The sequence below is a fragment of the Pseudomonas sp. JDS08PS003 genome (assembly GCF_045013505.1).
GTDB classification, from domain to species: Bacteria; Pseudomonadota; Gammaproteobacteria; order Pseudomonadales; family Pseudomonadaceae; genus Aquipseudomonas; species Aquipseudomonas protegens_B.
Genome location: NZ_CP120724.1, coordinates 2,713,930 through 2,732,099, shown reverse-complemented (window position 1 = coordinate 2,732,099; position 18,170 = coordinate 2,713,930). Strand labels below are relative to the sequence as shown.

At 64.0% G+C, this 18,170-nt stretch carries 16 protein-coding genes; 5 read left to right on the top strand and 11 right to left on the bottom strand.

Going from position 1 to position 18,170, the window contains the following annotated elements; genetic code table 11:
- Positions 1 to 216: 216 nt before the first annotated feature.
- On the bottom strand, positions 217 to 1,767 hold the full coding sequence (locus tag P7C00_RS12560; protein WP_404939252.1) for an RNA-binding protein: 1,551 nt from the start codon (positions 1,765 to 1,767) through the stop codon (positions 217 to 219).
- A 204-nt stretch (positions 1,768 to 1,971) separates the two neighbouring features.
- On the opposite strand from P7C00_RS12560, the gene rtcR reads away from it, so the two are divergent.
- Positions 1,972 to 3,576, top strand: a complete 1,605-nt coding sequence (gene rtcR, locus P7C00_RS12555; protein ID WP_404939250.1) for an RNA repair transcriptional activator RtcR — start codon at positions 1,972 to 1,974, stop codon at positions 3,574 to 3,576.
- Here rtcR and P7C00_RS12550 read toward each other — a convergent pair.
- The 3 genes from P7C00_RS12550 to P7C00_RS12540 form a co-directional block, all read right to left on the bottom strand.
- Positions 3,573 to 3,992, bottom strand: coding sequence for a PaaI family thioesterase (locus P7C00_RS12550; RefSeq protein WP_346636359.1), 420 nt, complete (start codon positions 3,990 to 3,992; stop codon positions 3,573 to 3,575). The genes rtcR and P7C00_RS12550 overlap by 4 nt on opposite strands.
- Positions 3,993 to 4,079: 87 nt before the next feature.
- On the bottom strand, positions 4,080 to 4,310 hold the full coding sequence (locus tag P7C00_RS12545; RefSeq protein WP_123725008.1) for a helix-turn-helix transcriptional regulator: 231 nt from the start codon (positions 4,308 to 4,310) through the stop codon (positions 4,080 to 4,082).
- A 9-nt stretch (positions 4,311 to 4,319) separates the two neighbouring features.
- Positions 4,320 to 4,880, bottom strand: coding sequence for a DUF2975 domain-containing protein (locus tag P7C00_RS12540; protein ID WP_346636358.1), 561 nt, complete (start codon positions 4,878 to 4,880; stop codon positions 4,320 to 4,322).
- Positions 4,881 to 5,244: 364 nt separating this feature from the next.
- Here P7C00_RS12540 and P7C00_RS12535 point away from each other — a divergent pair, with 364 nt between their 5' ends.
- Positions 5,245 to 6,042, top strand: coding sequence for a DUF4349 domain-containing protein (locus P7C00_RS12535; RefSeq protein WP_346636357.1), 798 nt, complete (start codon positions 5,245 to 5,247; stop codon positions 6,040 to 6,042).
- Positions 6,043 to 6,306: 264 nt separating this feature from the next.
- Here the strand turns inward: P7C00_RS12535 and P7C00_RS12530 are convergent, their stop codons facing one another.
- Positions 6,307 to 6,930, bottom strand: a complete 624-nt coding sequence (locus tag P7C00_RS12530) for an ATP phosphoribosyltransferase regulatory subunit (RefSeq protein WP_346636356.1) — start codon at positions 6,928 to 6,930, stop codon at positions 6,307 to 6,309.
- A gap of 490 nt (positions 6,931 to 7,420) precedes the next feature.
- Positions 7,421 to 8,512: a DUF1615 domain-containing protein gene (locus tag P7C00_RS12525; RefSeq protein ID WP_404939248.1), complete on the bottom strand. Its 1,092-nt coding sequence runs from the start codon at positions 8,510 to 8,512 to the stop codon at positions 7,421 to 7,423.
- A 228-nt stretch (positions 8,513 to 8,740) separates the two neighbouring features.
- Here P7C00_RS12525 and P7C00_RS12520 point away from each other — a divergent pair, with 228 nt between their 5' ends.
- Together P7C00_RS12520 and P7C00_RS12515 are read left to right on the top strand one after the other, a co-directional pair.
- Positions 8,741 to 9,355 carry a LysE family translocator gene (locus P7C00_RS12520; protein ID WP_346636354.1) on the top strand — a complete coding sequence of 205 codons (615 nt, stop codon included), beginning with the start codon at positions 8,741 to 8,743 and terminating at the stop codon, positions 9,353 to 9,355.
- Between the two features lie 63 nt (positions 9,356 to 9,418).
- Complete coding sequence (locus P7C00_RS12515) at positions 9,419 to 10,969, top strand: FAD-dependent oxidoreductase (protein WP_404939246.1); 1,551 nt, start codon at positions 9,419 to 9,421, stop codon at positions 10,967 to 10,969.
- On the opposite strand, the gene P7C00_RS12510 is transcribed toward P7C00_RS12515, so the two are convergent.
- Positions 10,956 to 11,813 (bottom strand): SDR family NAD(P)-dependent oxidoreductase, encoded by an 858-nt coding sequence (locus P7C00_RS12510; RefSeq protein ID WP_404939244.1) that lies wholly within the window; start codon positions 11,811 to 11,813, stop codon positions 10,956 to 10,958. The two genes, P7C00_RS12515 and P7C00_RS12510, sit on opposite strands and share 14 nt — an antisense overlap.
- A gap of 199 nt (positions 11,814 to 12,012) precedes the next feature.
- Here P7C00_RS12510 and P7C00_RS12505 point away from each other — a divergent pair, with 199 nt between their 5' ends.
- Complete coding sequence (locus tag P7C00_RS12505; RefSeq protein ID WP_404939242.1) at positions 12,013 to 12,921, top strand: LysR family transcriptional regulator; 909 nt, start codon at positions 12,013 to 12,015, stop codon at positions 12,919 to 12,921.
- 55 nt (positions 12,922 to 12,976) lie between these two features.
- On the opposite strand, the gene P7C00_RS12500 is transcribed toward P7C00_RS12505, so the two are convergent.
- From P7C00_RS12500 to hemB, 4 genes are all read right to left on the bottom strand, one after another.
- On the bottom strand, positions 12,977 to 15,451 hold the full coding sequence (locus P7C00_RS12500) for a TonB-dependent siderophore receptor (RefSeq protein ID WP_404939240.1): 2,475 nt from the start codon (positions 15,449 to 15,451) through the stop codon (positions 12,977 to 12,979).
- Between the two features lie 103 nt (positions 15,452 to 15,554).
- On the bottom strand, positions 15,555 to 16,526 hold the full coding sequence (locus P7C00_RS12495) for a FecR domain-containing protein (RefSeq protein WP_346636349.1): 972 nt from the start codon (positions 16,524 to 16,526) through the stop codon (positions 15,555 to 15,557).
- A complete protein-coding gene (locus tag P7C00_RS12490; protein ID WP_346636348.1) occupies positions 16,523 to 17,044 on the bottom strand; it encodes a sigma-70 family RNA polymerase sigma factor in 522 nt (173 codons plus the stop codon). The genes P7C00_RS12495 and P7C00_RS12490 overlap by 4 nt, the downstream gene beginning before the upstream one ends.
- Before the next feature lie 118 nt (positions 17,045 to 17,162).
- Positions 17,163 to 18,137, bottom strand: a complete 975-nt coding sequence (gene hemB, locus P7C00_RS12485; protein WP_346636347.1) for a porphobilinogen synthase — start codon at positions 18,135 to 18,137, stop codon at positions 17,163 to 17,165.
- Positions 18,138 to 18,170: the final 33 nt, after the last annotated feature.

The window sequence follows — 18,170 nt, the reverse complement described above, 5'->3', positions numbered from 1 at the left end:
AACCAAAGGGTGGCACGACAAAAGAAGTGACTGATAGCCGGAGTCGAACCGGCAGAACCAGGATGTACAGCCACTGGCATTCGTGCCCTCACCGGCCCTGACAAAAGTTGCTGAGACGTCTTTGGATGTAGTCACAGCGGCATTCAGGGCCAATGATCAAAAAGTCTGTGGGGTGCGCCGGCTGGCCGGCGCACGGTTTATCTCATGTTCCAGCGATCAGAGCGGCATCGCCTCGATCGCCTCCACCCAGTGCTGCGCACCGTAGTTGCCTGCGGTGAACTGCTCGATCACATCGAACACTGCGTCACTGAAGCCGCCGACGTTGAGGATGTCCTCGCGGTCTGGCGCCTGGGTCGTGGCGCCGGGTTGCATATCGATGCACACCAGCCGCGCCTGCGGATTGATGGCACGGATCCGCTCCCATTGGCGCATCGTTTCCGTGGCCCCATGACGCCGCGCATCGATCCACGACTCGTTGTCCGAGACCAGGATCAGGGTGTCCACGCGGCACTTGGCGTTGGCCAGTTGGGCCAGGGGTGCCGAGCAGTTGGTCCCACCACCACCGATGTCCGCCAGCTTCTGGGCGTTGCTCATCACGCTGTCCCGAGGGTTGAGGCGGATGTTCACCACCTCCCGCTCGAACGGCATGACCCGCGCCGCCGGCTGCTTGCGCAGCACCGCTGCCGCCACCAGTGCCGCCACATCGATGCAACGCACCGCCGTGGTAGCGCCCTGGCGATAGCCGGTGACCGGACTGTGCATCGACCCCGAGACATCCGGGCACACCACCACGTTGCCTTGCAACGCCGGGACGTTGGCCAGAGACAGTTCCAGGGCATCCTGCAGCGCCTCGCGGACCAACTGCGGTACATCCTCACCAGCCATGCGGTAGGCCGCCAGCAGTTGGTACGGGTAAACCCGGGCCTTGGCCACTTCACCGGCATCCGCCAGCCGCGCCGCCACATACTCAGTGCAACCCGGCACCTGGAACGCGCCGTGGCGGGCCAGGGTGTTGAGGTTCATGCGCAGTCCCTGCCAGCCCATGTTGCGGGCCTGAGCGGCCCATTGCTCGGCACTCAGCGTCTCGTTGCCCAGCAACTGGAACGGCACCTGCGGCACCTGGGTTGTCGCGCCACTGCGAAACGCCAGCAGTTCGCGGGTCAGCTCAGGCAACGCCTGCACATCCACCGGCTTGCCGATCAACCAGGCAAAGAAGGCTTCACGCCAGGCTTCACTTGGCTTGGGGTGAACCATCTTCACCACGTCCGCCAGGGACGGCTGGTTGCCCACCGAGGCCTGCAACAGCTGGCGCTCGGTAGCACTGTTCAACCAGTTCTGCACCAGACGCTTGGGCTGCGATCCCAGGGATCTGCGCCCGGTCACGCCGCTGCGCAGGATCTGCACGAAGTTGCGCAGCATCTTGCCGTTGTCCACTACCTGAGCGAACAGCTCCGGTACCAGGGCCGAGCGTTGCGCCGTCAGCGCCGCCAGCAGCAGCGCCGGCATGTCTTTCATATGGCCTTGCTGCCGAGCGTAACGGGCGGCCTGGGCGACGAAGCGGCTGTCCAGTTCGCTCACCAATTGCAGTACCGCTTCCAGTTGACCTTCAGGCGAGGTGTAGAAGGTCGAGTTCAGGCAACCGGTGACCGCCAGCTGGGCCAGGCGATGCTTGGCGTTGTAGGCATAAGCCGGTGCCTTGGAAGCGTTCAGGGTGGTGCTCGCTGGCGCTTTTGCCTGTTGGGTGTTGAACAGCTGGAAGTTGGCCATCTTGGCGTCTCGCTCTGTTGTCTTGTTCGTTGCCAGATACAATGCAGCCGCTGTGCCAGGTTTTGTTTTTCCAGCAAATTATTTTTTAACTTACTGATTTATAACGTTTTTATTTTTAATCGCTTTTTCACTGAGCGTTCGACAAGACAAACGCCTCGATAATTTTATATCTTTGCTTATCGCTTTTTATCTTCAGGTATAAACATGTCGAGCAAGCCCACGGTCGCCATAGGTTTTGTCGGTTCCACACTCGACCGCGTTGGCAAAGGCGCCAATCGCTGGAGCCATTGGCGTCCCACGGTTGGCCTGTGCCAGCAGCAGGACGTGCTGATCAATCGCCTGGAGCTGATCCACGGCCTGGATGCCCGCGACGTCAGCCTGGCCGAACGGGTGGCCAACGATGTGCGCCAGGTGTCGCCGGAAACCGAAGTGCGCCTGCACCCCATGGGCTTGAACAATCCCTGGGACTTCGAAGAGGTGTACGGCGCCCTCCACGACTTCACCAGCGCCTACCCGTTCGACACCGAACGCGAGGACTACCTGGTGCACATCACCACCGGCACCCACGTGGCGCAGATCTGCTGGTTCCTGCTGACCGAGGCGCGCTACCTCCCCGCCCGACTGATCCAGACCTCGCCGGCCCGGCGTCGCGACCCCGACGAACACGCCACCGGCACCCATGCACTGATCGACCTCGACCTGTCGCGCTATGACCGCATCGCCTCACGCTTCGCCCACAAGCGCCTGGAAGGCCTGGCCTTCCTCAAGTCCGGGATCGCCACCCGCAACCCGGCATTCAACCGTTCCATCGAGCAGATCGAGCGGGTCGCGGTGCGCTCCAAGGCGCCGATGCTGCTGATCGGCCCAACCGGTGCCGGCAAGTCGTTCCTGGCCCGGCGCATCTATGAACTCAAGCGCGGACGGCATCAGGTGCAGGGGCGTTTTGTCGAGGTCAACTGCGCCACCCTGCGCGGCGACGGTGCCATGTCGGCACTGTTCGGCCATATCAAGGGAGCCTTCACCGGCGCCCAGAATGCCCGGGAGGGCCTGCTGCGGGCGGCCCACAGCGGCATGCTGTTTCTTGACGAGATTGGCGAACTGGGACTGGACGAACAGGCGATGCTGCTCAAGGCCATCGAGGAAAAACGCTTCTTCCCCATGGGCGCGGACCAGGAAGTGGAGAGCGACTTCCTGATCATCGCCGGCACCCACCGCGACCTGCGCGGCCGAGTGGCCCAGGGCCTGTTCCGCGAAGACCTGTATGCGCGGATCAACCTCTGGACCTTCAACCTGCCGGGGCTGGCGGGACGCCGCGAGGACATCGAACCGAACATCGATTTCGAACTGGAGCGCCACGCCCGGGAACAGGGGCAACTGGTGCGCTTCAACCTGGAAGCGCGACGCCGCTACCTGGCCTTTGCCAGCTCCAGCGAAGCGGCGTGGCTGGGCAACTTCCGCGAGCTGTCGGCCTCCATCACCCGCATGGCCACCCTGGCCGACAGCGGACGCATCGACCAGGCCCAGGTCGAGGAGGAAATCCAGCGCCTGCGCCACGCCTGGGGCCTGGAAAACACCGAGGACCAATTGCAGGAACTGCTGGGCGACGCAGCGGAACTGGACCTGTTCGACCGCCTGCAGCTCAAGGCGGTGATTGCCGAATGCCGTCGCGCCGACAGCCTGTCGGACGCCGGGCGCCGGTTGTTCGGCGTGTCACGCCTGGGCAAGGCCAACCCCAACGACGCCGACCGTCTGCGCAAATACCTGGCGCGTTTCGGCCTGGACTGGAAGCAGATCACCCCCGGCGACTAATCCCGCGGTGCCGGCACCGCGAACACCCCGCTGGCCCGCGCCACCTCACGCTCGCCGACCCGCAGCAGCACCGTGGCAAAGGCCATCTGCCGACCGCGCTTGGCATGCTCCAGGCGCACCTCGATCCAATCCCCTACCTGCACCGCCCCCAGGTAGTCGAGGGTCATGCTGGCGGTGATCAAGGGCAGCGGTGGATCGCTGGAAAACGCCATGGCGTAGCCCATGCCGATGTCCGCCAGGGTGGCGATGATGCCGCCATGCACCGTGCCCCGGCCATTGGCATGCCGGGTGTCGGCACGCAGACCGAGGCACAGCTCGCGGCCACTGCCGCGACCATAGACCGGGCCGATCAGCTCCAGCAGCGGACTGCTGCGAGGCAAGGGACTGAAACCCTGGGGGATAGTCGATTCACTCATGGTGTTTTCCTTGAAAAAGGTAGTCCGATGGGTAGTTACCAACGCCAGCCTCCAGAGCCCTCCAACCAGCAGCTCGCAATGAGGCGGCTAAACAGAATCGGTCAACACGTAGGGTTGCGGTTGATACACCAGCAGGTCACCAGGCTGGCAACTCAAATGGCGACAAATCGCTTCTAGCGTACTGAGGCGCACCCCCTTGACCTTGCCTTGCTTCAACAAGGACAGATTTTGTTCGTTGATGCCAATCGCTGCCGCAAGGTCTTTTGACTTCACCTTGCGTTTCGCCAGCATCACGTCCAACTCAATAATGATTGTCATGAAGTGACCTTATACAAAAGTTTGATTTTCAGAGTCGACTTCACTCGCCCGCAGCAAAATCCGGGCGATCACAGCAATGCATCCGGCAAGGAAAAGCGCGACGAAATCGGCAGGCGTGAAGCTGACAGTAAAAATATGCTCGCCGGGCGGCGCATGCAGGGTGACCAGAATGCTCAGTAGCGGCGTACATATAAAGCCTGAAACCACCCAGAGCACGACCCCGCGCCCCACTTTCCCCAAGTGAACCGCAGCGCTACTGGAAAAGTACTCGCCACGGGCATATCCCTGAAACAGGCGACGAAGGTGATTCAAGCCACTGGCCAAGGCGACCAAAGGCACACTGGAGACCAGAATCGCCCCTACCACTTGCCACCATGCAAGCGTTTCAATTTTTACAGCAAGCTGGTTGAGCATCACTCCGCTTAGTGAAAATCCGACTCCCAATCCATCGCTTGACCCCAGTATCGGAAAGATCCACAGCGCGGCATTGAAAACCAGCATGCACGTAATGAACACCAGCGTTAGAACAGCCATACGCTGGCTAAATTGAGCGAGAGGGTTAAGGGACATCGGCTTGCCTCATGAATGATTGAGGCGCAGACAATACAAATTAAATTATCGTGTAGCAATAATTTTTATACGTAATTTGCTAATTAATTTCTTATTAAGGCGATCGTCATTACAGTCTAGCCCTAGACAGGGATGACGACCTTGTTGGCTGTGTTCGACAGTTGTGGGCCAGCCTCATCGGCTGGGTGACGATGCGCCTAGCCCGATCACGAACGGCCGCATCGCTGCGAGCGATCTGGCGAAACGAAGTGCCTGGGCGGTATTTGGCTTTCATGAACCACAACAAGATCGTAGCCATCCCGAGAAGGACGCTAAGATGCGCGCCTGCGCCATAGTCGCAGTTTCAAGTACTCAAGGAGCCCCCATGCAACATCAGGACGATCACCCTTCCATCCCACGCCGACTGGCCTTTGCCCTGCTGGGCGCCCTGGCCCTCAGCGCCTGCTCTCCCAGTGATCACAACAGCTCTGCGGTGGCCCTCGGTGGTGCCCAGGGCAAGGCCGGCGCCCTGCTGGCCTACGAGCACGAACTGACCCTGTCCCTGCCTGCCGAGCAAATCGGTCCGCACCTGACACAAACCCGTGAAGCCTGCGAAAAAGCCCAGTTCGGCGCCTGCAACATCTTGCTCCTGGAGCAAGGCCCGTACCGCGCCCGGGTGGTGCTGCGAATCGTTCCGGAGGGGGTCGAACCCATTGTCCAGCAGGCATCACAGGGAGCGGAACTGGGTGAGCGCATCACCAGCGCCGAAGACCTGGCCGACGCCGTGGCCGATGTACAACGCCAGCAACAGCGACTCAAGGCCCAGCAACAGCGCCTGGATGAACTGGCGGCGCGCAAGGACATCAGCGTCAGCGACCTGATCGCCCTGAGCAAGGAGCAAGCGGGAATCGAGAACGACCTGCAGGCGTTGGCCCAGGCGGCTGCCGGACAACAGCGTCGCCTGGACACCAACCGCCTGACCTTGAACTTCCTGCCCAGCAACGGCACCGAACGCGGCTCGAACCTCAAGCGCGCCTTCAGCAACCTGCCGGACAACCTGGCCGACGGCACTGCCGCAGCCCTGGAGAAAGGCAGCCAGGCCCTGCCCTTCTTGATCCTGGCCTTCCCGCTGGCGCTGCTGTGGGTCTGGCTGTGGCGCAAGTTCGTGCGTCGTCGCCCCTGAGTTCTGCTGCGCTCTCAAGGGCGCCTTCGCTGGCAAGCCAGCTCCTACGGTTAGCCTACACATCGCGTAAAGCCCAGTAGGAGCCGGCTCGCCGGCGAAGAGGCCCGCGAATCCTGCAGCGCTCTCAAGGACGCCTTCGCTGGCCAGCCAGCTCCTACGGTTAGCCTACACATCGCGTAAAGCCCAGTAGGAGCCGGCTCGCCGGCGAAGAGGCCCGCAAATCCTGCAGCGCTCTCAAGGACGCCTTCGCTGGCCAGCCAGCGCCTACGGCTGGAGTTGCAGCGCCAGTTGCAGGCGCTCCAGGCCGATGCCGAATCCGGCACCTTCGCGGTAGGCGCCGGCACCCACCACTTGCTGTTGCGCGCCCAACTGCGGGCAACGCACCTCGAAACCTTCGCCATTGAGGTAGTAGGTCAAGCCGCGCTTGACCCCAAGGTTGAGCTCGTACTCCAGGCCCAGGGCATCCAGAAAGCCGACGCACAGTTCCCGCGCGCGCTCCAGCGCCTGCAAGGGTTCGGGCCCCAATATCTCCAGACCCAACTGGGTGAATTCTCGATACCGCCCGGCTTGCGGCCGTTCATAGCGATAACAGCGAGCAACGTAGAAAAAGATCGCCTGCTCCCGTCCCGCCAACAGCTCGCGGGCGGTTTCCTGGAACAGTGCAGTGGCTTCCGGAATCAGGCAGCACGGACGGCCGGCCTTGTCGTTGAAGGCCCACATCTGGCCGATGACTTCGCTGCCTCCGGCCTTTTCAATAAAGGTGTCCTGGCCCCACAGCGCCGGGACTATGACTTCTTCAGCGCCCGCTTCGATGAAGCCAGCTCCGGAAGCATCCTTCCAGGGTGCGCAGGGCGGCGGCTTGCGGGCCAGTGATGATGCGGGTGCCACGGAGCATGGTCATGGGTGTTTCCTCTTGGTTTTTGACAGGCAATAAAAAAGGCGCCTTGCGGGGCGCCTTGGTTTTTTTCATCGACGGTCAGTGATCGCGTTCTCTCGATAACTGACGGCTCGACGCGCACAAGCGACCACGGCCCCGGGAATGAGGTCGATGGTGATGAGTGCGGGAGACGAGACGGAAAAAATTCATGGCGCATCCTGCCACGCCGCTCAAGCGTCTGACAAGCGGCCCAATCATCCGGCATTCGGGGCAGGAACCGACTGGCCCCTGGGTCCTGCAGCGCCCTCAAGGACGCCTTCGCTGGCAAGCCAGCTCCTACGGTTAACCTACACATCGCGTAAAGCCCCGTAGGAGCCGGCTGGCCGGCGAAGAGGCCAGCGAATCCTGCTGCGCTCTCAAGGACGTCTTCGTTGGCATGCCAGTTCCTACTGGTTAGCCCGCACATCGCGTGAAGCCCGCGTCGACAACGCCTGAGCCGTTCTACAGCGGCTTTTGCAGGCAGCGCTGGTAGCGTTCGTCCACGCGCTTGGCGAACCAGGCGGTGGTCAACTGCCGGGTGATCTTCGGGCTCTTGAGTTCGATGCCCGGCAACTGTTGGCGAGGCACCGGCCGGCCCGCTCCACGATCGGCCAGGGCAAACACCTGGCGGTACAGCTCGGTCTGGGCAAAGGCCTGGCTGTCGCCCTTTTCCAGCTGGGCGCGAATCTGCGGGTTGCGCAGCCCCAATTGTTTGCCCAGGGTACGCACCGCCAGTTCGGTGCTGCCAGGCAGGAGCGAGTCATAGCGGATGAGGTCGCCATCCAGGGCCAGCTTGATCCCGCTGAGCCGGCTGACCGCACTCTGGAACGCCGCATTGCGGCTGGCATACCAGCCGGCATTGAAGTCGGCGAAACGATACAGCGGCTGCGGGTAGTCCACCGGATAGCCCAAAAGGTGGGCGATGCCGAAGTACATACCGCCACGACGACTGAAGACTTCATGGCGGATCGAGTCCTGCACCGGGTACGGATACCCCCGGGCCTGTTGCTGGGCGAACTCGATGCTGACCTGCATCGGCCCGCCGGTATGCACCGGGTTGAAGCCGCCAAACAGGGTCCTGCCCAAGGGCACCATGCCGATGAAGTCATCGAAGATCGCACTGAGCTCCTTCTCACTGCGAGCCTTGGCCAGACGCTGACTGTAGGACTGGCCGTCCGCGCCGCGCACCTGCAGGGCGGCACTCACCAGCAGCGCCGGCACATGCACCTTGGCCGCGCGGCGGTCGATTTCCTCCCGGGCAATGCGCCCCAGGCCCGGCACTGTCGGATCGACCTGGAAGGTGGACTCCTGCTCGGTCACCGCCAGCACCGCGCACAGGTTGCTCTGGCTCGGCTCAAGATCCTGGGCGCTGAAGGCCACCTGGATATCCCGGGCCCAGCCCTGGCGGTCGCTCACCTGGGACGGCAGCAGGCGCAGGATGCGCGCCTGAGCCTGGTCCGGGGTCAGCGCCGGCGCCTGGGGGCCGCGCTGGCTGGCACAACCGGCCAGCAGCAACAGGCCAAGCAGACTGCTGATAAGACGGTAGGAAGTCATGGTTCTCCACAGTGCGCGGGACAGGGTCAAGTGCAGTAAAGCATCGGCACGCCGCTTTCGACCGGAGATGAACGGGGCTGTTCCACTCAGGCTTGGGCTTTCTTCAAGCCGGGCTAAAATCCCTCTACTGATCGGCGCCCTCAAGGTGTACTTTGATGACCCCGATCTCGGTGAGCACCCAACCCTGAATCAGGCTCGATGCTTGCCCCGCCATGGAGTGATACCCGGATGCTGACCCTGGATTTTCTGCTCACCAGCCTGATTGTCGTGCTGATTCCCGGCAGCGGCGTGATTCTGACCATTTCCACCGCCCTGGTGGCCGGCAAGCGCGCGAGCCTGTTCACCGCCATCGGCTGCACCGCCGGGATCGTCCCCCACCTGCTGGCCTCGATCCTCGGTCTGTCGGCGATCCTGCACACCAGCGCCCTGGCCTTCCAGGGCCTGAAGTTCGCCGGAGTCGCCTATCTGCTGTACCTGGCCTATGCCACTTGGCGTGATCGCTCGGCCTTTGCTGTGGACAGCAACGCGGTCAGCCACGGCGCCAGCGCGCTGATGCTCAAGGCCTGCCTGCTGAATATCCTCAACCCCAAGCTGACCATCTTCTTCCTGGCCTTCCTGCCCCAGTTCATCGCCCATGACGGCAGCGACCCGATCCCGCAGATGCTGCTCCTGAGCGGCGTGTTCATGGCCATGACCTTCTTCGTGTTCGTGCTCTATGGCCTGCTGGCCAATCTGTTCCGCACCGCGGTGATCGAGTCGCCCAAGGTCCAGAGCTGGTTGCGCCGCAGCTTTGCCGCGAGCTTCGCGGGACTGGGCCTGAACCTGGCCTTCGCCCAGCGTTGATTGCGCGGCAGGCGCCGCCCGCAGCCAGATGCATGACGTTGATCTCTTACCGAGGGCAAACACATGAACTGCAGCGACGTACTGATCATCGGCGCCGGCCCCACCGGCCTGGTGCTGGCGCTCTGGTTGCGCCAGCAGGGGATCAAGGTGCGGATCATCGACAAGACCCTGGGGCCGGGCACCACCTCCCGGGCCCTGGCGGTCCAGGCCCGGACCCTTGAGCTGTATCGCCAGCTGGACCTGACCCGGGCCATCGTCGAGCGCGGCCACCATGTGCCGGCGGTGAACCTCTGGGTCAAGGGCGAACGGGCCGCGCAACTGCCGTTCAACGCCATCGGCGAAGACCTGACCCCCTACCCCTTCCTGCAGATCTTTCCCCAGGACGAGCACGAGCAACTGCTGATCGAACGCCTGGACCTGCTGGGCGTCAGCGTCGAGCGCGACACCGAGCTGCTGGCCTTCACCGATCACGGCAACCTGATCAACGCCCGCCTGCGCGGCCCCGACGGCCGCGAGGAACACTGCCAGGCCTTCTATCTGGCCGGCTGCGACGGTGCCCGCTCCACGGTGCGCAAGACCCTGGGCAGCGGCTTTCCCGGCGGCACCTACCAGCAGGTGTTCTACGTCGCCGATGTCGAGGCCGACGGCCCGAGCATCGACGGCCAATTGCACGTGGACCTGGACGACGCCGACTTTCTCGCAGTGTTTCCCCTGGCTCACAGCGGCCGTGCACGACTGATCGGCACCGTGCGTGACGAGCGCGCCGAGCACCCGGAAAACCTGCGTTTCGAAGACGTCAGCCAGCGCGCCATGCATCAGCTCAAGGTCAACGTCACCCGAGTCAACTGGTTCTCCACCTACAAGGTGCATCACCGGGTGGCCGAGCAGTTTCGCCTGGGGCGGGTGTTTCTCCTGGGGGACGCCGCCCACGTCCATAGCCCCGCCGGTGGCCAGGGCATGAACACCGGGATCGGCGACGCCATCAACCTGGCCTGGAAGCTGGCGGCGGTACTCAAGGGCAACAGCGCCGAAAGCCTGCTGGACAGCTATGAGATAGAACGCATGGAATTCGCCCGGCGCCTGGTGGCCACCACCGACCGGGTGTTCAGCTTCGCTACCGCCGACGGCCCGATCGCCTATCTGGTGCGCACCCGCCTGGCACCCTTGTTGCTGCCGAAGATCGCCGCCTTCGACAGTGCCCGGGAATTTCTCTTTCGCACCGTGTCGCAGATCACCCTGAACTATCGGGGCATGCCCCTGAGTGCCGGCGGCGTCGGCCCGGTGCACGGTGGCGATCGCCTGCCCTGGGTCAGGGACGGCGAGCATGACAACTTCGACAGCCTGGAATACCTGGGCTGGCAGGTGCATGTCTATGGCACCACCAGCGATGCCCTGCGGGACTGGTGCAGCGCGCACCGGGTGCCTTTGCGGATTTTCGACTGGCGCCCGGCCCATGCAGCAGCAGGGCTGGCGCGCAATGCCTTCTACCTGCTGCGCCCGGATACCTACGTGGCCCTGGCGGACCGCTCTGGCGACCCGCGGCTACTGGAGCGCTACTTCCGCGAGCGCGAGCTCTCCCCGCAGAGCGGCACAGCGCCTCTCAAGCCCCGGTGAAAGGCAGCCTGATCTGCGTCCAGCGCTGGGCGAACTGCTCCGGCGTGGCCGCCCGCACCCGCTTCAGGTCCCGGGGATAATCCACCCCGGGCGCCTCTTGCGGGCGCCAGGCGCTGAACTGGCCGTTGCTGGCCCGCAGGATATAGCCGCTGTCCTGGCACCCCTCGCTGACCAGAAACATCACCCCCGGCGTCACCCAGTCCGGCTTGAGTTCGAGCGGCTCGTCGCTGACGCCCCACATGCGGGTCTTGGCCACCGGCGACACCGCGTTGACCCGAATCCCGTGCTCCGCGCCTTCCTGGCTCAGCGCATTCATGATGCCCACCTGGGCCATCTTGCCCGCGCAATAGGCCAACAGCCCGGGCTGTGCATATTCCGCATACAGGGCGCGGTCGGAAGTGGTCAGCAACAGCCGGGGTGCCGTGGATTGCCGGAGAAAGGGCCAGGCGTGCTTGGCCAGCCAGATCGGCGCATGCAGATTGATCCCCAGCATGCGCTGGAGAAACTCGGCGTCGAGCTCCTCCAGCGCCTGGTAGCCGACCCAGCCGGCATTGTGAATCAGGATATCCAGGCCGCCAAAGGCCGCCACGGCGCACTGCACCAGCCCCCGGCACCCGGCTTCGGTGCTCAGGTCACTGGTGTCGGCCACCGCCCTGGCGCCGCTGGCCCGCAAGACCCGCACCGCCTCATGGGCGACGCTTTCATCCATCCCCAGGCCCGTGCCGTCGCTCCCGCAATCACTGATCACCACCTGGGCGCCACGGCTGGCCAGGGCCCTGGCATAACTCAGGCCCAGGCCACGCCCGGCACCGGTGACAATGGCCGTCCTGCCGCTGAAATCCATCGCTTTTCCTCCTGTTTGAACCTCGGGCCGCTTAAGCCTCAGGCCGCTTCAATCTCAGAGTAACAGCATGAAAATCAACGACTTAATACTAAATTCCAGACCCTGTGAGAGGTTCTGAATATCAAAGAAAAACCTGTGAAACCATGGACCTCCAGGTTTACAGTCCCAGCGGTTCCCCCCCAAGCAAGGAGCATTCGCCATGATCGAGACGCGCCTGTTGCGCCAGTTCATCGTCGTCGCCCAGGAGCTGCACTTTCACAAGGCCGCTGCGCGCCTGCACATGGCCCAGCCGCCCCTGAGCCAGGCCATCGCCCGCCTGGAGGAAAAACTCGGCTTCAGCCTGCTGCTGCGCAATCGTCGTGGCGTAACCCTGACCCCGGCCGGGGCGGACTTCCTGCACAGCGCCCAACGCACCCTGGAAACCCTGGAGCAAGGCATCCAACAGGCGCGCGATGTCGCCCAGGGGCTGGCCGGCACCCTGCGTATCAGCAGCCTGTCACTGGCCGGCTACCCGCTGCTGCTCGCCAGCCTGCGACGCTTTCGCCAGACCCTGCCTGGGGTGCGCCTGGCGTTGCGGGAAATGCCATCGGCCGGGCAGCTAAAGGCCCTGCTCAACGACGACACCGACCTCGCCTTCATGCGCGACCTGCCGCTACCCGCAGGGCAGATTGTCTCGCGGCTGATCCTCGATGAACCGATCGTCATCGCCCTGCCCCACGACCACCCCCAGGCCCGAGCATCCGAGGTGGACCTGCAGGACCTGGCCACTGAAGATTTCGTGTTCACCCCCCAGGCCCTGGGCAGCGGTTACCACAACCAGCTGATGGCGCTGTGCACGGCAGCCGGCTTCACCCCGAAGGTGGCCCAAGAAGCGGAGCGCATCCACACCCTACTGGGTCTGGTGGCCTGCGGTTTCGGCGTGGCCCTGGTACCGCAATCGATGGCCGACACGGCGCTGCAAGGCAGCGTCGCCTACCGCCCGCTACGCGCCGTCGGCACGCAATCCAGGCCGAGCATCGGGCTCTACATGAACTGGCACCGGGACAACCCGTCGCCGCAATTGCAACGCTTCATGGCCCTGCTCGACGCCCACCCGCCCACGGCCTGAAGCGGCCGCGCCCGGTCCCTGCACGGCCAACACCGGCGCGACCGTCAACCCGACCTCAGAAGTTGGCCTTGACCGACAGGGTGAAGTTGCGCGGATCACCATAGAAGTTGCCGAAGCCTTCGGTGCCGATGGTGGTGTAGTAGCGCTTGTCCAGCAGGTTGTTGCCGTTCAGCGCCAGGGACCAGGTGTCGTCGATGCGATAGCCGATCCGGCCGTTCCAGATCGCATAACCGGCCTGGCGCACGTGATTGCCGCTGATGGGCGAGACTCGGTAGTTATCGCTTTGCGCATTGACCCCAGCACCCACATTGAAGCGCTCCAGCGCACCTCCCAGCTGATAGTCGCCCCAGACCCGCAGCAGGTGGCGCGGCACGTAGGTGGTGAACGGCAAGCCGTTGTTGGCGCTGTTGGCGTCCTCCAGGGTCTTGGTCTGGGTGTAGGTGTAGCCGGCCAGCAGTTGCAGGCGCTCGATCACCTCACCGCTGAGTTCCGCTTCAAAGCCCTGAGCGCGGACCTTGCCCGAGTTCAGCGAGCAGGTGCTGTCCGGGCAGGCCGGGTCGTCCTGCTGCGCATCCTCCTGAATGGTGCGGAACAGACTGAAGGCGCTGTTCAGGCGGCCGTCGAACCACTCGCCCTTGATCCCCAGCTCATAGCTCTTGCCCACCAGCGGCTTGAGGGAGGCGCCATCCAGGGTCCGATAGCTGCCCTGGGGGGTGAAGATGCTGGAGTAGCTGGCATAGGCCGTGAGGTTGTCGTTGAGGTCGTACAGCACCCCGGCGAACGGCGTGACCTCGCCGGTTTCCTTGGAACGGGCACTGCTGGGCGTGCGGGTATCGCGCCAGTAGGCCACGGAATCGTTCTGCGACTTGTACCAACTGACCCGGCTGCCCATGACCAGAGTCAGCGGGTCGGCGAGCTTCAGGCGCAGAGTGGAATACAGCCCTTGCTGCTGGATCCGCAGATCAGTGGGGCCGCCCCGGGTGGAATTGCTTTCGTAGTAGCTGTCATCGGGCTTGGGCAGGTGGTGATCGGGGTCCAACACGTTCTGCCGCTGCGGCAAGCCGGCCACAGCATAGAAGTCGTCCTTGATCGAACGGCTGGCGTTGGCGCCGAAGGTCAGTTCGTGCTCCTGGCCAAAGGCCTGGAAGTGGCCGTCGACATAGGCATCGAAGCCGTAGTCCACCTGGTCGTAGTCATAGGTGCTGCCCAGCATCAGGGTGCTGGAGCGACCGGCACCCACCGGCACCGAACCGCTGGGGAAGGCGTACTCGATGTCCTGGGTGTTGCGGGTGTAGACCCCGGCCACCTTCAGTGCCCAATCGTCGTTGAGCTGCTGCTTGAGGTCGGCGAAATAGGTCGCGCGCTTGCTGCGCGAATTGTTCCAGGCAGTGTTCAGGCAGGTAGAGCGGCCGAGCTTGAGGTCGCTGCCATCGCTGTAGCGCGGCAGGCCGCCCCAGCAAGGACGTGAATCGACGTCTTCATAGGCCATGCCCAGGCCCAGGGTGGTGTCGTCACTGAGGTCGAAGTCCAGGGCGCCGTAGTAGACCTGGTCCTTGCGATCCCCCAGATCATAGAAGTACTGCCGGGTCTGTTGGCTCACCACCGCCCGGCCGCGGATGGTCCCGGCGTCGTTCAACGGCCCGCCGGTGTCCACCTGGGCCCGGTAGTTGTCCCAGCTGCCGGCCGACAGGCTCAGCTCGGTGTGGGGCGTGGCCTGGCCACGCTTGCGCACGAAGTTCACCGAACCGGCGGTACCGCCTGCGCCCTTGAGCATGCCGGCAGCGCCGCGCAGGATCTCCACCCGGTCGTAGAAGGCCATGTCGCTGCTGAAGCTGTCGGCCTGCAAGTAGCTGCTGCCCATGTCCAACGGCACGCCGTCGTACTGGTACTGGCCGGTCATGCGAAAGCCCCGGGAGTAGAAATACTTGCCGCCCATGGGCGAGTCGTAGAGGGTGATGCCCGGGGTCTTTTCCATCACCTGGTCGATGGTGTTGAGGTTCTGGTCATCGAGCATCTTGCGGGTGATCACGGTCACCGACTGCGGGGTTTCCTTCAGCGAGTGCTGGCCCTTGCCGATGGTCACGGCACCGCTGGTGTAGGAGCCGGAATACTCGGTGGTGGCCCCCAGCTCCTGGCCCTGGACCTGAGTGGTGCCCAACTCCAGGGTGCCATTGCCCTTGGGCGCGGGACGCAGCACATAGCTGCCGTTGCTCTGCGGCTCGGCCTGCCAGCCGCTGCCGGCCAGGATCCGGGCAAAGCCTTCCTGCACCCCGTAATCCCCCTGGAGCCCCGCCGAACGCAAGCCGGCTGTCTGTCGCGCATCGAAGGAGATCGCCGCCCCGGCGGCGCTGGCGTAACGGCTCAGGACCTCGGTGAGGTCCCCCGCCGCGATATCGAAGCGGCGCACCGCCGTCTGTTCGCTGGCCGCCACCGCGGTCAACGGCAGCAGCGCTGCGCCATACACGGCCAGTGCTCCCCAGAGCCCGATCTTGATGGCCTGGGCCAACTTCGACTTGTGAACTTCAGACATGCTTTGCCTTCCCCGCTCTCGAAAATGAATCCACTGGGGGATGAGCCGGACCAGGATGGGCAAAAGTGCAAAGACCGGAAAAATTATTTTCAGCCGCGCCGTTTCAGCCGACGCGGCGGTGGGACACCCGCACCCAGTAGCGGGTGTAGCGCTCGATCTGCAGCGAGAAACCGCTCTCAAGCGCCGCCAGGGCGCGGTCGGTGTCATCGATGGGAAAGGACCCGGAGATTTTCAGCCCGGCAATCTGCGGATCGCACTGCACCACGCCGCGGCGGTAGCGCGACAGGTCCGCCAGCAGCTCGCCCAAGGGTCGGTCGAGGGCGATGATGCTGCCCTGGCGCCAGGCGCCTACTGCAGCGTCGTTGGGCCGCAGCGCGGCGAAACTCCGGGTGTTGAAGGCCAGTTGCTGCCCGGCTTCGACCCGGCGCACCAGCGCCCCGTTGCCCAGGCTGACCTGCACGTCATGCTCCAGCACCGCCAGCTGATCCTCGCGCTCGTCGCTGCGCAACACGAAACGCGACCCCAGGGCCTGGACCTCGCCGTGGCGCGTAATGACCCGCAATGGCCTGTGCAGCGCATCAACGCCAGTGCTCACCAGCATCTCGCCCCAGAGCAACTGCAGTCGACGCTGCTGACCGTCGAAAGCGACATTCACCGAGGTGTCGGTATTGAGCAGCAATGCACTGCCGTCCGCCAGACGCACCTCACGGCGCTCGCCGACCTGGGTCCGATAGTCCGCCAGCAGTTGCTGGGCACTGTCGCTGCGCCAGCCCAGCCAGCCGAGGGAGCCGGCCGAGGCCAGCACCATCAGGTTGCGCATCAGCTCGCGGCGCGAACGCCCGGCCCCACGCAAGGTGGAGCCAGCCAGGCCGCCAGGCAGGGCCGACATCTGCTCGCCCAGTTGCTGCATGCGTTCCCAGGCCTGGCGATGCAACGGGTCGGCGGCCAGCCATTCACGCCAGGCCGCCTGTTCCTGTTCGCTGGCAGTGCCGGAGCGCAACTGCGCATACCAGCGCGCCGCACCGCTGATGGCCTGGCGCTCGCCCACGCTCAGTTGCAGGCTGGCGAAGCTCATGAGAGTTGCATCCGCATCTGCATCAGGCAGCAATGCTCCATGGCCTTGGCCATGTAGTTATTGACGCTGCGCACCGAGATCTGCAGGCGTTCGGCGATCTGCTCGTAGGTCAGGCCATCGCACTGGGACAGCAGGAAAGCCTGCTTGACCCTGGCCCCCAGGCCGTCCAGCAGACGGTCGACTTCCAACAGTGCCTGGAGCATCAGGTTCTGCTCCTCCGGCGACGGATGCTCGCCCTCGGGCACCAGGGCCAGGGCCTCCAGGTACGCCTGCTCCAGGGAGCGGCGGCGAAACAGGTCGATCAGCAGGCCATTGGCGATGCGCGACAGGTAGGGCCGCGGCTCGCGGATCTCCAAGGCATTGCGCGCTTTGAGCACCCGTACGAAGGTGTCCTGGGCCAGGTCGGCGGCATCGAAGGTGTTGCCCAGGCGCCTGCGCAGCCAACCCTGCAGCCAGCCATGGTGATGGGTGTACAGATCGGTGACGGCACAGCGCAGGGATAAGTCGTCGGCGGGCATGACAATAAGGATTCATATTTGATAATGAATCGCATTGTCATGTAGAGGTGGAAGTCTTGGCAATAGCCACGAACGCCGCCAGGGCGTCCGTGGAATCGCGCAGGGCCGTGGCCCGGTATCAGATCCCGGCCAGGGCCAGGTCCATGGCGAAGTAGGTGAAGATCAGGTCGGCACCGGCGCGCTTGATCGAACCGAGGCTTTCGCGCACCACCCGTTGCTCGTCGATGGCCCCGGCCTGGGCGCCGAACTTGATCATCGCGTACTCGCCGCTGACCTGATACGCCGCCACCGGCAGGCGCGAGGCCTCGCGGATATCGCGGATGATGTCGAGGTAGGCTCCAGCGGGTTTGACCATCAGCGAATCGGCGCCTTCCTGCTCATCCAGCAGGGATTCACGTACCGCCTCGCGACGGTTCATGGGGTTCATCTGGTAGCTCTTGCGATCACCCTTGAGCGCGCTGCCACCGGCCTCGCGGAACGGACCGTAGAGCGCCGAAGCGAACTTGGTGGAATAGGCCATGATCGGCGTCTGGGTGAAACCGGCAGCGTCCAGGGCCCGGCGAATGGCCTGGACCTGACCGTCCATGGCTGCCGACGGCGCAATCACGTCGGCACCGGCCCGGGCCGCGGCCACGGCCTGCTTGCCGAGGTTGGCCAGGGTCTGGTCATTGTCCACTTCATGACCGTGCATCACGCCGCAGTGGCCGTGATCGGTGTATTCGCAGAAACAGGTATCGGACATGACGATCATCTCCGGCACCGCGTCCTTGGCGATACGCGACATGCGCGACACCAGGCCGTTTTCCTTCCAGGTATCGCTGCCATCGCAATCCAGGTGGTGAGACACGCCGAAGGTCATCACCGACTTGATCCCGGCGCGGGCATAACGCTCGATCTCCCCGGCCAGCCTGGATTCCGGAATGCGCATCACCCCGGGCATGCTCTTGATCGGCACGAAATCGTCGATTTCCTCCTCGACGAAAATCGGCAGCACCAGGTCATTGAGGGTGAATTCGGTTTCCTGGAACAGGCTGCGCAGTTGTTCGGAGCGACGCAGGCGACGGGGACGGGCTTCTGGGAACTGACTGGACATGATTTTTCCTAAGGCTGAGCGCGGGACAACACA